Annotated in this window: 13 protein-coding genes; 10 read left to right on the forward strand and 3 right to left on the reverse strand. The window is 34.8% G+C overall.

The features are described 5' to 3' along the window. Window positions 1–120: 120 nt before the first annotated feature. From DN392_RS29000 to DN392_RS29045, 10 genes are all read left to right on the forward strand, one after another. A complete protein-coding gene (locus tag DN392_RS29000) occupies window positions 121–936 on the forward strand; it encodes a sugar ABC transporter ATP-binding protein (RefSeq protein ID WP_088091156.1) in 816 nt (271 codons plus the stop codon). A 167-nt stretch (window positions 937–1,103) separates the two neighbouring features. After that, entirely contained in the window at window positions 1,104–1,505 is a 402-nt protein-coding gene (locus tag DN392_RS29005) for an LSm family protein (protein WP_000335522.1), read from the forward strand. A gap of 16 nt (window positions 1,506–1,521) precedes the next feature. Further along, window positions 1,522–1,716, forward strand: coding sequence for an LSm family protein (locus tag DN392_RS29010; protein ID WP_000899469.1), 195 nt, complete (start codon window positions 1,522–1,524; stop codon window positions 1,714–1,716). A 13-nt stretch (window positions 1,717–1,729) separates the two neighbouring features. Then, entirely contained in the window at window positions 1,730–3,274 is a 1,545-nt protein-coding gene (locus DN392_RS29015; protein WP_048567304.1) for a glycosyltransferase family 2 protein, read from the forward strand. Beyond that, on the forward strand, window positions 3,267–4,508 hold the full coding sequence (locus tag DN392_RS29020) for a nucleotide sugar dehydrogenase (protein WP_048567305.1): 1,242 nt from the start codon (window positions 3,267–3,269) through the stop codon (window positions 4,506–4,508). The genes DN392_RS29015 and DN392_RS29020 overlap by 8 nt, the downstream gene beginning before the upstream one ends. Then, complete coding sequence (locus DN392_RS29025; protein ID WP_000037043.1) at window positions 4,505–5,470, forward strand: NAD-dependent epimerase/dehydratase family protein; 966 nt, start codon at window positions 4,505–4,507, stop codon at window positions 5,468–5,470. Before DN392_RS29020 ends, DN392_RS29025 begins: the two co-directional genes overlap by 4 nt. Beyond that, on the forward strand, window positions 5,463–7,010 hold the full coding sequence (locus DN392_RS29030) for a glycosyltransferase family 2 protein (RefSeq protein ID WP_142292456.1): 1,548 nt from the start codon (window positions 5,463–5,465) through the stop codon (window positions 7,008–7,010). Before DN392_RS29025 ends, DN392_RS29030 begins: the two co-directional genes overlap by 8 nt. Window positions 7,011–7,350: 340 nt before the next feature. Beyond that, window positions 7,351–9,600 carry a formate C-acetyltransferase gene (gene pflB / locus DN392_RS29035; protein WP_000195475.1) on the forward strand — a complete coding sequence of 750 codons (2,250 nt, stop codon included), beginning with the start codon at window positions 7,351–7,353 and terminating at the stop codon, window positions 9,598–9,600. A gap of 68 nt (window positions 9,601–9,668) precedes the next feature. Next, window positions 9,669–10,400: a pyruvate formate-lyase-activating protein gene (gene pflA, locus DN392_RS29040; protein WP_000589743.1), complete on the forward strand. Its 732-nt coding sequence runs from the start codon at window positions 9,669–9,671 to the stop codon at window positions 10,398–10,400. 412 nt (window positions 10,401–10,812) lie between these two features. Continuing rightward, window positions 10,813–11,979, forward strand: a complete 1,167-nt coding sequence (locus DN392_RS29045; RefSeq protein ID WP_000594705.1) for a diglucosyl diacylglycerol synthase — start codon at window positions 10,813–10,815, stop codon at window positions 11,977–11,979. A 369-nt stretch (window positions 11,980–12,348) separates the two neighbouring features. Here DN392_RS29045 and DN392_RS29050 read toward each other — a convergent pair whose 3' ends face one another. The 3 genes from DN392_RS29050 to DN392_RS29060 all read right to left on the reverse strand — a co-directional run bounded on the left by DN392_RS29050 (window position 12,349) and on the right by DN392_RS29060 (window position 14,508). Then, on the reverse strand, window positions 12,349–12,468 hold the full coding sequence (locus tag DN392_RS29050) for a YfhE family protein (protein ID WP_000358487.1): 120 nt from the start codon (window positions 12,466–12,468) through the stop codon (window positions 12,349–12,351). Window positions 12,469–12,578: 110 nt separating this feature from the next. Then, window positions 12,579–13,136: a GNAT family N-acetyltransferase gene (locus DN392_RS29055; protein WP_000914737.1), complete on the reverse strand. Its 558-nt coding sequence runs from the start codon at window positions 13,134–13,136 to the stop codon at window positions 12,579–12,581. 241 nt (window positions 13,137–13,377) lie between these two features. Continuing rightward, window positions 13,378–14,508: an amidohydrolase gene (locus DN392_RS29060; protein WP_000698306.1), complete on the reverse strand. Its 1,131-nt coding sequence runs from the start codon at window positions 14,506–14,508 to the stop codon at window positions 13,378–13,380. Between the last annotated feature and the right edge of the window lie 68 nt (window positions 14,509–14,576).

Genomic DNA, 14,576 nt, shown 5'->3' on the forward strand with positions numbered 1-14,576 from the left:
ATAGTCTTTTTTTATTGAGGAAGTGTAGGGGCAATGGGATAATGAAATAAAGTGAAACTTTAATCAGTGGGGATCTTACTGCCCGGCGAATAGCGGGATAAATGGAAAAGGGGGAGGGATATGAGTATACATAAGCATCACGCACGTAATGCAAAACGCATATTTTTTGCATCTGTCATTGTATGGATTATCGTCGCAATTGTATTAGTGATGGAATATAAAAAAGGGATGCTATTCACTTCGGAGAAAGAAAATTTGAAATTAATAAGTGTTGTACTACCAGCATTTGGATTATTAATATATAGTTTTATGGAAAAACGAAGGTCAAAAATGCTTAAACAGGAAAATAATCATATAGAGACTTCTGAATTATTTGAGCAAAAAAAATTTGTTGTTCGCAAAGAGGTAGGGGTATTTCAAGTAATAACGTACTTTGGATTAGATGGCAGTGCAGTAGGATTTTTAAAAGAAGAGTATGATTTGGTTATTCAACGTGTATGGCAAGCTGTACTTTCTTTTCTTTTTAAGGGACTACATAAGCAACAATTTTATTTATATAATCACTCGGGAGAAAGGTTGTTGCGTGTTCAAAAGGAGAAGGGAGTACGCAATTTCTATACTTTTTCTAATATAGATGGAAAGAAAATTGGAAAGTTGAAACAAGTACTAAGTTTAACAAAGTGGGAATGGATCTTTTTAGGGGTGGATGGTAAAGAATTTGGTAAAGTGACTGGGGACCTTTCAGCAACAATGCAGAAAATAGATTGGCGAGATGGAACGCATATTGATGTAAAAGAAGATGGTATTCCTTTAGAAGCTGTTAAGTATTTCTCGGCAAGTGGTGGTTCACTTGTTACAGCTTCTATAAGTGAACAGGCTGAATTACCACGAGCGGTTTATTATAGTGCAGCTGCCATTGTTACAATTAAAAATTAAAATATATATAAAGATAGATGGGATACCATCTATCTTTTTTATGTGATTAAAAAAGATTGTTTCTTTGAAAAATGTATGTCTTACCTATCACAAAAAAGTCTGCTTTGTATACATTAAGATGTATAGATGTATTTTTTATACTTTAAAAATACTAGGAGGAGAAGTGTATGTGTTTGTTCGGTAAATATTGGAAAAAGCTATCGAGATTGTTTAATAGACAATTAGATTATTTTTTAGATAATAAGTTATTGCCTGCTGTGGAGAGACTTTTATTTTCACAAAACTTCGCGAGATTTATTCAAAGAAACTCTAAGCAAGCTACGGAAGAAGTTATTGAATCAAGTAGATTCCAATCTATTATTTGTAACATTTTAAAAGAATGTAATACATCACCTTTTAAAGAAATTGCAGAGCAATATTTGGGTAAAAACGTAGAAATTACTGTGACAGTTGGACAGTTAACTGGTGTGATTGTAGCAGTTGGTGATGATTTCTTAACATTGCAAGAAGGAATAGGAACAGAAGTTTTATTACCATTTACAAGTATTATATCAATTAAAGAAGTGTAAGAAAGGAGAGTTATATATGTTATTTACTGATGAATTACGTAACCATGTTGGTGAACTAGTGCAAGTTGTGACAGCTGTAGAAATCATTGCAGGAGTTCTTTTATCTGTGACAGATGGGGCAGTAATTGTACGTACTTCTCCTTCTTATGGACCACCAGAAGATGTAGTTGTACGTATTCCTATTATTGCTTATGTTCGCTTGGAAGGGTAAGAGTGATACAAGTATGAGAGTGTCAGTTGTTATTCCAGTGCATAATGAAGCAAGTACTTTATCAAAAGTTTTAGTAGAAGTGAGAAAGTTGGAACCATATGAAATTATCATAGTAGATAATGGATCGACAGATGGTACGAAAGAAATAGCATTACAGCATAATTGCCGTGTGATTTATTATAGATATTCCCTTGGTAATGATGTGGGACGGGCAATTGGTGCTAGAGAAGCAAAAGGTGAAATTGTTTTATTTTTAGATGGTGATATCGTTATGAAAAGTGAAGAATTATACAATTTTATTAAAGGAATACAGCAAGGACATGAGATTGTTTTAAATAATTTAACATGGTCCGTTTATTTGAAGATGAGACCGCATTATACGACGGTTGGAAAATATATGTTAAATCGTTATTTGAACAAGAAAGAGTTTGTTGTAGGATCTTTAATTGCAATACCACATGCGATAAGTCGTGAAGTGATTGAAAAACTGGGGTGGTGGAATTTAGCAGATCCAGCATTATTTCAAGCAATGGCGATGTCTAGAGGAGTAAATATTTCTGATATGGCTTCAGTTGATGTCATTTACACAAATAAAGTTCGTCCTGTTCATACGGGCACATCACCGGGTTCACCTTATCCGAAAGCGACTAGCCGTATTATGGGCGATCATTTACGTGCTTTACAATACGTAATCGAAACATATGGTAAACGCGGTAGTTTTTCGGAGGGGAACAGAGATAGAGAGTTTATAGGGAAATATAAACCAGTTGTATTAAAGAAGGAAAAAGCGAAATATAGTGCGATTATACCAGTGTCAGAAGAAAAAATGACTATAAGATCTGTTATACAAGAAGTAAAAAAAGCAGGGGTAGACGAAATTATTGTTGTTGTGAATGGAGCAGATATTGAGACTGTTAAACAAGTAAAGCTAGAGAATGTTATTGTTGTTGAATTTACGAAGGCGCTTGGACACAATGTAGCACGAGCGATAGGTGCCATGCATGCTACAGCAGATATTTGTTTATTCGTTGATGGAGATTTTGTTATTCCGGCAAAAAAACTAGTTCAATTTTTGTGTGCTATTGAAGGTGGAAGTGATGTGGCATTAAATGATTTGCAGTGTTTATTAGATATATTTCATCCAGCAGATCCAATTAGTATGGGAAAATACTTTTTGAATTTGGTAGCGAAACGACCAGATTTATGGAATAACTCACTAACAGCAGTACCACATGCCATTCATAAGAAGGTAATAGAGAAAATTGGTTATGATTCTCTTGTGATTCCTCCATTAGCTCAGGTGAAAGCTATTTTAGAAGGATTCTCTATTACAGCAGTAGAGTTAGAAGATGTTATAAAAACAAATCGAGTACGTCCAGAGCAACACGAATTTGTAAATGGGCGTATTTCAGCATTTGATCGTATTTTCGGTGATCAAATTGAGGCGATTGCGTATTTATTACAATGTACAGACGAACGCGGTGGCTTTACGGATGGAGATAGAGATAGAGATATCATTCAACAATTGAGAAGGGAAGAAGAGAATACAAATGAATAGTAGTAAAGTAGCTATTATTGGCTTAGGGTATGTTGGCCTTCCTTTAGCAGTCCATTTTGCAGAGAGAGGGCATACAGTACTTGGGTTAGATAAAGATATTAGAAAAATAGAATCAATTATAAAAGGAGAAAGCTATATTCCGGATGTTTCTTCTAAAGAGTTACAAAGTTTATTGGTGAAAAAAAAATTAATAGTGAACACACCGGATCAAGGCATTGCTGATTTTCAAAATAGTGATTATGTTATTGTTACTGTCCCGACTCCGATTAATGAACAAAGAGAACCAGACTTAAGTGCCCTCATTTCAGCCTCACATTATATACAACAAAATCTTCAAAAAGGACAAACCTTCATTTTTGAAAGCTCCACATATCCAGGTACACTCGAGGAAGTTATCATTCCTATTATTTCTCAAACAGGTAAAAAGGTAGGAGAAGATTTCTATATCGGATATTCCCCTGAGAGAATTGATCCGGCTAATAGTCACTATTCTGTTCAAACGATTCCAAAAGTTATTAGTGGACAAACAGAAAAGTGTAAACAAAAAGTTCAGGAGTTGTATAGCACTACATTTGATGTAGTTGTTCCAGTTAGTTCTCCGAAAGTAGCGGAAATGTGTAAGTTATTTGAAAATATTCAGCGCCTAGTCAATATTTCCTTAGTAAATGAGTTAAACACACTATGTGAAAGTTTAGGAATTGATTTTTATGAGGCGCTTGAAGCTGCATCTACAAAACCGTTTGGATTTACCCCATATTGGCCAGGACCAGGAATAGGAGGACATTGTATTCCAGTAGATCCTTTATATTTCCAATGGAGGATAAAAAAGAATGGGACAATTAGTCAATTAATTGAAGCAGCACATGTGATTAATGAAGAAATGCCAGAGAAAATAGTTAAGAAAGTAAAAGGCATGGTGCAATCGCCTGCATCAGTTTTAATTGTAGGAATTGCGTATAAGAAAGATGTAAATGACTTAAGAGAATCACCAGCGTTGCCAATTATCGAATTGTTAATAAAAGAAGGATATGAGATAGAATATCACGATCCATATATTTCTTCTGCAAAATTTGGAGATAAGGTGTACCAATCTGTTTCTTTGGATGAACAAGTCGTTAAACAAGCGGGTTGTATTTTAATTTTAACTGATCACTCTAATATCGATTGGAAGCTTTTTAAAGGAATGAAGCGAGTAATAGATACGCGTGGAATTATAAAGAAGGTGAGTGTATGAGTAAGAAATGTTTAATTACAGGTGGAGCAGGATTTATTGGATCACATTTAGCTGAAGAGCTGGTGAAAAGAGGCTATGGGGTTACGATTGTTGATAACTTCTATAAAGGGAAAAATAAATATCATGATGAGTTAATGAAAGAAATTCGGGTTATTCCAATAAGTGTTTTAGATAAAAATTCTATTTATGAATTAGTAAATCAACATGATGTAGTTTTTCATTTAGCGGCAATTTTAGGTGTGAAAACGACAATGGAAAAGAGTATAGAGCTTATTGAAACGAATTTTGATGGAACGAGAAACATTTTACAAGCAGCGCTAAAAGAAAAGAAGAAAGTAGTCTTTGCTTCTACTTCAGAAGTATATGGTAAGGCAAAGCCACCCTTCTCTGAAGAGGGGGATCGATTATACGGGGCAACTTCAAAAATACGTTGGAGTTATGCAATTTGTAAAACATTAGAAGAAACATTATGTTTAGGCTACGCATTAGAAGGTTTACCTGTCACGATTGTTCGTTATTTTAATATTTATGGTCCAAGAGCGAAAGATGGTCCGTATGCAGGGGTAATCCCACGATTTATCCGTGCAGCTTTGCAAGGAGAAGACATTCTCGTATATGGAGATGGAAAGCAGACACGTTGCTTCACGTATGTAAGTGATGCGGTAGAGGCAACGATTCGAGCAATGGATGAGAAGGTAAATGGTGAAATTATTAATATAGGTTCTGACAATGAAAAGAGTATAAAAGAAGTAGCAGAAGTAATTAAAAAGCTAACGAAATCTTCTTCAAAGATTGTCCAAGTTCCTTTTGAAGAGGTGTACCCACATGGTTTTGAAGAAATTCCAAATAGAAGACCAGATGTTGCGAAATTAAGAGAACTTGTTCAGTTTCAAGCAGAAGTAACATGGGAAGAAGGATTGAAAGAAACTATTAAGTGGTTCCGTGAAGAAAATAATGGCTAAGTCACTATCGGTCATTATACCTGTATGTAATGAAGCTGAAACGATTTTAGATGTTATCCAATCGGCAAAAGGATTAAATCCAATAGAGATTATTGTAGTAGCAAACGGTTGTAACGATGGTACAGAAGAGGTTGCTGATCGTTTAGGGTGTAAAGTAATCAAGCATACAGAGCTACTAGGGAACGATGTTGGCCGCGCGATTGGCGCAAAACACGCGATAGGTGACGTATTACTATTTATAGATGGAGATTTTGCTATTCAAACTTCAAAATTACAATTATTCCTTAATCCGATTTTACATGATCAGGCCGACATCGTTTTAAATAATTTGGACGCATTATTTTTAAAGAAACAAAAACCGCACGCCGTGACAGTATGGCGCCAAATATTAAATGCAATATTAGAGCGCGAAGAATTAAAGATTGATTCTTTATTAGCTGTACCGCATGCATTGACGAAAGAAGTAGTTCAAAGCATTGGATATGAATGTTTCGTTAATCCTATTGTCGCTCATTTACGCCTAGTACAAAGCAAATGGAGAATTAGTCGTCATTGTGCAATTGACGTTATTACACCGAATAAATTTCGGCCGGCCGAGCATGCTGCGTATGGCACGGGTCTTTCTCAATCTGAAAAACGGATGATAGGTGATCATATAGAAGCTGTAGCAGAGCGAATAGTAGGCAGTGATGAGCGCGGAGGGTATTATGATGGAAATAGGAAAAGAGAGTGTGTCTATCATACTTTAAGTTTCGAAGATTTTTATCAAGGATGGGGCGTTACATCTAAGTTGTATAAAGGAAAACAATTATCGGTCATTATTCCTGTACAAGATGAAGAGAAAACAATTGGAAATGTTATAGAAGAGCTTCGCAAAATTGAACCTTTTGAAATTATCGTTGTTGTAAATGGTTCGTCTGATAAAACAGCAACGATTGCAAAAGACAAGAGAGCAACAACAATTGTATATAAAGAAGCACTTGGCAACGATGTGGGGCGTTCACTTGGAACTTATTTCGCCAAAGGAGAAATTGTATTATTTATAGACGGTGATTTTGTTATTCCAGCTAGTGAGCTATATCCATTTGCAAAAGCTATTGCAGATGGAATGGATGTCGCATTAAATGATCTAAATCATTATTTAGATTTAAGAGTACCACTTCATCTTGTAACTGCATTTAAATATGCATTAAATTTAGCTTGTGATAGAAAAGATTTAGGAGTAGGATCTCTTATCGCTGTACCTAATGCGTTTAGCCAAAAGTGTTTGAAATCAATTGGGTATAGGTCTTTATTGTCACCTTGCGTAGCGCAAGTGAAAGCTATTCTTTCAGGATTCGAAATTGCGTGTGTAAGTCGTGTAGAGGTCGATAAGATGAACCGCATTCGTCCCAGTGAACATTTTGCAAAAATAGGTCATCCTCCAGCTGTCTTGCGAATTATAGGTGATCATATAGAAGGATTAGAGCAATTAATTGTATTAGAAGGTAGCCGTGGTGGATTCTATGATGGGAATAGAAAAAGAGATGTTTTAGAGTAGTAACAAAAAAAGTGTACAACATATGTACACTTTTTTTGTTCTGTTATAAAAACTATAACAGATTAGGAGATAAGAGTATTACAGCTCTACAATGGGTATTGTTCTTATATTACAAAATAGGACTCGTATATAAGGATACCAAAAAAATACAATTAAGGAAAGGGTTAATTATAAAGAGTTTTAAGTGAAGTTAACACTATGTATATAGTAGTTTGCTCAACATTTCACAAACATGTCACAACTATTTCGTTCACTTTAGCAAAAAAGTAGTATTCTAAGTGTGTAAGCTGTTATATAAAAAATCTTAGTCCTGTACTAATCAAAAATGGAGGAGATTAGGATGACTCAAGTATTAGAAAATGTTAAAAACGCATGGGAAAACTTTAAAGGTGAAAAATGGAAAGCAGAGATTGATGTTCGCGATTTCATTTTAAATAATGTAAACGTTTTCGAAGGGGACGAATCTTTCTTAGCAGGAGCAACTGAAGCAACGAAACAACTTTGGGATCAAGTAATGGATTTAACAACGAAAGAACGTGAAAACGGTGGCGTTCTTGATATGGATACAAAAATTGTTTCTTCTATTACATCACATGAACCAGGATATTTAAATAAAGATATTGAAAAAGTAGTCGGTTTCCAAACTGAAAAACCATTTAAACGTTCTTTACAACCATATGGTGGTATTCGTATGGCGGAACAAGCTTGTGAATCTTATGGATACGAAATGGATAAAGAACTTAGTCGTATTTTCAGAGACTGGAGAAAAACGCATAATCAAGGTGTATTTGATGCATACACACCAGAAATGAAAGCGGCTCGTAAATCAGGTGTAATTACTGGCCTTCCAGATGCATACGGACGTGGACGTATTATCGGTGACTACCGACGCGTAGCATTATATGGTATTGATCATTTAATTGAAGTGAAAAAAGCTGATTTGAATTTAACTGGCGGTGTAATGAGTGAAGATACAATGCGTTTACGCGAAGAGTTATCTGAGCAAATGCGTGCACTTCAAGAGTTAAAACAAATGGCTGCTTCTCATGGCTTTGATATTTCTAAGCCTGCAACAAATACACAAGAAGCATTCCAATGGTTATACTTCGCATATCTAGCAGCGATTAAAGAGCAAAATGGAGCTGCAATGAGTCTTGGACGTACTTCTACATTCTTAGATATTTATATTGAAAGAGATTTAGCAAATGGTACTTTAACAGAAGAAGAAGTACAAGAAATTGTGGATCACTTCATTATGAAATTACGTCTTGTGAAATTTGCAAGAACACCTGATTATAATGAATTATTCTCTGGTGACCCAACTTGGGTAACTGAGTCTATCGGTGGTATTGCATTAGATGGTCGTCCATTAGTAACAAAGAACTCATTCCGTTTCTTGCATACATTAGATAATTTAGGACCAGCTCCAGAACCAAACTTAACAGTTCTTTGGTCTAAACAATTACCGCAGAACTTTAAAAACTACTGTGCGAAAATGTCTATTAAAACATCAGCAATTCAATATGAAAATGATGACATTATGCGTGCTGACTACGGCGATGACTACGGAATTGCTTGTTGTGTATCTGCAATGAGAATTGGTAAACAAATGCAGTTCTTCGGCGCACGTGCAAACTTAGCAAAAGCATTACTATATGCGATTAACGGTGGTAAAGATGAAAAATCTAAAGCACAAGTTGGTCCTGAGTACGCACCGATTACTTCTGAAGTATTAGATTATGAAGAAGTTATGCGTAAGTTTGATATGACAATGGAATGGTTAGCAGGTCTATATTTAAACACATTAAATGTTATTCATTACATGCATGATAAATATAGCTACGAACGTATTGAAATGGCACTTCATGATACAAATGTTCTTCGTACAATGGCAACAGGTATCGCGGGTCTATCTGTAGTAGCAGACTCTTTAAGTGCAATTAAACACGCAAAAGTAAAACCAATTCGTGATGAAAACGGAATTGCAGTTGACTTTGAAATCGAAGGAGATTTCCCTAAATACGGTAACAATGATGACCGTGTAGATGAAATTGCTGTAAATCTTGTAAAAACATTTATGAATAAACTTCGTAAACATAAAACATACAGAAATTCTGTTCATACAATGTCGATCTTAACAATCACATCTAACGTTGTATACGGTAAGAAAACTGGTAACACTCCAGATGGTCGCCGTACTGGAGAACCATTTGCACCAGGTGCGAACCCAATGCATGGTCGTGATACAAAAGGTGCATTAGCTTCATTATTATCTGTAGCTAAATTACCATATGAAGATGCACAAGATGGTATTTCTAATACATTCTCTATTATTCCAAAAGCACTTGGTAAAGAAGATGATGTACAAGTACGTAACTTAGTATCAATGCTTGATGGTTATGCAGTAAAAGAAGGCCATCACTTAAATATTAACGTATTTAATCGTGAAACATTAATGGATGCGATGGAACATCCTGAGAAATATCCACAATTAACAATTCGCGTATCTGGTTACGCTGTAAACTTTATTAAATTAACTCGTGAACAACAAATCGATGTAATTAATCGTACAATGCATGAAAGTATGTAAGTGAAAAAGTGTCCCTCTGCTTTTTATAAATAGCAGAGGGGGGCTGCTTCAATAAAGGAGGAAGTAACATGATAAAAGGAAGAATTCATTCTGTAGAGTCTTGTGGTACTGTTGATGGCCCAGGAATTCGTTATGTCATATTTACACAAGGGTGTTTATTGCGTTGTCAATACTGTCATAATGCTGATACGTGGGAGATCGGTAAAGGAAAAGAAATAACAGTTGAAGAAGTAATGCAGGATGTGACATGTTACCTTCCTTTTATTGAAGCTTCTGGAGGCGGTATAACAGTTAGTGGTGGTGAACCATTATTACAGCTAGATTTCTTAATTGAATTATTTAAGAAATGTAAGGAAGTTGGAATTCATACAACAATTGATTCTTCGGGTGGTTGTTATTCTGAAGAACCAGAATTCCAAAATAAGCTAGATATTTTAATGGATTACACAGATTTAGTTTTATTGGATTTGAAACATATTGATTCAAAGAAACACCGTAAATTAACAGGGAAACCAAATGAACATATTTTACAATTTGCTCGTTATTTATCGGATAAAAATAAACCAATTTGGGTAAGACACGTATTAGTTCCTGGTGTTACGGATAATGAAGAGGATCTACAAAAATTATCTAGCTTTATTCAAAGCCTGTCTAATGTTCAGAAGGTTGAAGTGCTACCATATCATAAGCTTGGTGTATATAAATGGGAGGCACTTGGGCATAAGTATCCACTCGCGAATGTAGAACCACCTACTGAAAAAAATGTAGAGCAAGCAAGACATATTTTACAAGTAGTCTAATCCAAATATTGGATTAGGCTTTTTGCTTTCTTTACAATAAAACCTAGAGTATGTATATAGAAAAGAGTATACTAAAAATAGAATATCCATATTTTTGTAAGGATTAAGTGGAGAAATTTACATAATTGTAAAGGGAAATCAAAATAGTAAAAAGAATTAAGAAGTAAAAGAGTGAGTATCATGGAATAGAGAACATTTGTAAGTTATTGCGAAAGCTCTTATAGGAAAGTATAATGTAAAGATATGAGCACAGATAGGATTAAGGGGTCAATCTTATATGCTTTGCATATCCACGACAGGTACATAGCTGAAAGAGAAGTATTAGAATCTGTTTATGTAATTTTTAAGGAAAATGTTTTTCCTATTGTCGTATATGCAATATGGAGAAACAATAAGCTAGGAGTGGATTTGTTTGATAAAAAACCCCAAGGTTTTAATATTAACTGCACATTACGGTAATGGTCATGTGCAAGTAGCGAAAACATTAGAACAAACATTTCGCCAAAAAGGAATTAAAGATGTAATTGTATGCGATTTGTTCGGAGAATCACATCCAGTTATAACCGATATTACAAAATATTTATATTTAAAAAGTTATACAATAGGAAAAGAATTATACCGTTTGTTTTATTATGGCGTAGAAAAAATTTATGATAAAAAAATAGCATCTTGGTATGCGAACTTTGGAAGAAAACGTTTGAAATTACTTTTACAAGCAGAGAAACCGGATATTGTTATTAATACTTTTCCGATCATAGCTGTACCAGAGTTAAAAAAGCAAACAGGTATTTCAATTCCTGTTTATAACGTATTAACGGATTTTTGTGTGCACAAAATATGGATTCATCGGGAAGTAGATCGTTATTTTGTAGCAACGGATCACGTGAAAAAAATTATGGTTGATATTGGTGTGCCCTCGGAGCAAATTGTTGAAACTGGAATTCCGATTCGTAGTAGTTTTGAGCTGAAGATCAATCCAGACATTATATATAATAAATATCAGTTATGTAAGAATAAAAAGATTTTACTAATTGTAGCAGGTGCTCATGGGGTATTAGGAAGTGTAAAAGAACTATGCCAATCATTTATGTCATTACCTGATTTACAAGTAGTTGTCGTTTGTGGAAAGAATGAAGCGTTAAAACAGGATTTATTAGGAGTACAGGAAAAAAATCCTGATGCATTAAAAGTATTTGGTTATGTTGAAAATATTGATGAATTATTCCGTGTTACTTCTTGTATGATTACGAAGCCAGGCGGTATTACGTTAAGTGAAGCGGCAGCATTGCAAGTACCTGTCATTTTATATAAACCTGTTCCAGGGCAAGAAAATGAAAATGCGATGTACTTTGAAAGAAAAGGAGCTGCAGTTGTCATTCGTGATGATAGTGAGGTTTTTGCAAAGACAGAGGCGTTATTACAAGATGATATGAAGCTTCTTCAAATGAAAGAAGCGATGAAAAGCATTTATCGTCCGGAGCCAGCTGGTCATATTGTGGATACAATTTTGACAGAAAATCATGTAGAACCGAATCATATACCTATTAAATCACCTGCTCTTGCACAATTATTTACTTAATATGAAACCCTCTTTTATATGTTTAAAGAGGGTTCTTTATTGTTTTATAAGATAAAGTAGTAACTTATCCACATGAAGCTTACGCTTTCATTAAACAGTAAAGTCGAAATATTAACAACTATATCCACATTGTCCACAATTTTTAGAAAAATATCCACAATTCTAACATTTACTATGCGTTACAACATATAAAATTGTGAAGGATTTGTTGAATTTATTCACAATTCTATAAATTGTGTGGATAACGTTATCCACACAAAAAAGGTTCCTTATTTATAAGGAACCTTTTTGTCTATTCTATCACGTAGAAAAAATATGTAATGAGAATGAATAATTAGGGGGGAAAACTTCTAATTATTCATTCTCACTTTAAATACTTTTCGAGCGATAACCCGCTGCGCGATCTGCTTTGCGAAATTCTCGTTGGTAAAGAACTTCTTGTGTACTAGATAATGTGTTTTTTGTTTTGTCACGTTTCTTTTTATCCATTACAAATCACCTCGTGTCCTAAAGTCACTATCTATCGTTCCCAAAGACATAGGGTGATATACGTATATGGCAAAATGTTAATGATTAATTAATTTTTCTAAAAATTTAGATTATGCTTCTTTTAATTGGTGAGCATCTTGGAACGTTGTATCTCGCATTGTAGCAAGTGTATATTGATCTTTTGGGATTTCATATAAGTTATATACTTCTTCATTTGCGTTAATTTCATCATAAACGGCTTTTCTTGTTTCGTTTGCTAGATTTACATATTGTAGTTTTTCGGCAGCTTTAATAGAACGAATATTTATTTTACGAATACGCATAAAGATTGTTTCAATATCTAATTCATAGAAAAGTTCACTAAAAAATGAATCTTTCGCCAATTTATTATAGCCTTTTCCATGATAGGGTTTGCCAAGCCATGTTCCGAGAAATCCGGCTTTTTCTTGCACATCAAATAAAGTAATTGTTCCGATAGGGTTACCCCATTCATCTAAAATTGTGCGTGAAATTAATTCCCCACGCTCTTCAGCTTCAATCGTTTGTTTCGTTAAAAATAAATACTCTTCATAAGAATAAGCCTTTTGACGCACAAAAGGGAAGACAGCTGGGTCCACCATTAACTCGTATAGAACGTGGCTGTCGTGTAAGTCGCGTTTTTTCAACATACTAACTCCTCCTCACACGAGGGTAGCATGACGAAAAAACACCCCACCCTCGAAATTTTTATATCAATCTTTAAAAAATTTCGGGGTGGGAATCGAACCCACTAGAACCAGTTTCTAACGCTGGTGGCGCACCATTTGCCTTCCCCATTCATCAATTTGAAAATGATAATCACGACACAAATTGATTATGGTTTCATTCAGTTTATAATCGTATAATACTTTATCTAGTCAAAAAAATAAACTAGTTTTTTTTATTTTTTTTGTAAATTATTTTTCCATCAATCATGGTTAGTACAGGCTTGGCTAAATAATGGAAAGGATGATGAGTCCATAACACAAGATCAGCGTCTTTTCCAACCTCAATGCTTCCAATTCTATCCTCTAAACGTAAATTTCGTGCTGGAAATATGGTGATTCCTTCTAGTGCAGTTTTTTCGTCTAATCCTTCTCTTACTGCGACAGCAGCACAAATATTTAAATATTGAATTGGTGTATAAGGGTGATCTGTTGTTATAGAAACTTCTACACCATTTTTCGATAATATATGGTAAGTATCCCATGTTTTGTTTTTAAGTTCGATTTTAGAACGGCGTGTAAGAGTGGGGCCAACTGAAACCTTCAAATTGTGTTTCGAAAGTTCTTCAACAATAAAGTGTCCTTCTGTACAATGTTCAATACGTAAATCGAGATTGAACTCTGTTGCAAAGCGTAGAGCAGAACTAATATCATCTGCTCGGTGAGCGTGGATACGTACGGGTATTTCGCGGCGTAATGCTTTTAAGATAGGAAGCATTCGAAAATCAGCTTCATGCCCGTAGTGCTGTGCTTCATAGAATGATTCCCGAAGTAATCCCATAATTCCCATACGTGTTATGGATTCTTTTGTTCCATTACTATGGACCTTTTTAGGATTTTCTCCAAAGGCAATCTTTAAGCCGGCAGGTTCTTGAATAATCATATGATCAATACAAGTTCCAGCTGTTTTTATTACACAAGTCGTACCACCGATAATGTTTTGACTTCCTGGCATAACGTGAACAGTTGTGATTCCGTTTTGTACAGCATCTTGAAATGCAATATCAAAAGGGTGGATTCCGTCCAAAGAACGGATATGTGGTGTTGAAACTTCAGATGTTTCATTTGCATCATTGCCAGCCCAACCAGTACCTTCATCATAGAGACCAAGATGAGTATGGACATCAATAAATCCAGGTAAAAGATGAAGAGCACGAGCGTCTATAACTGTCATATCTTGAGTAGGCTGAATGGAAGGCTTGACCTCGGCAATTCTTTCTCCTATAACGAGTACATCCCCTTGAAATTTTTGGGATGTAATAGGATAGACAATGGCTTGTTTGAGCAATATTTTCATAGGTACCTCATTTCTGTTACTTTACAATATTAATGGAATTTAAGGGAAAGTAACTGAAAGGTTATTTG

It is taken from the genome of Bacillus sp. BB51/4, assembly GCF_008368845.1.
In the GTDB taxonomy this organism is placed as follows: Bacteria; Bacillota; Bacilli; order Bacillales; family Bacillaceae_G; genus Bacillus_A; species Bacillus_A wiedmannii.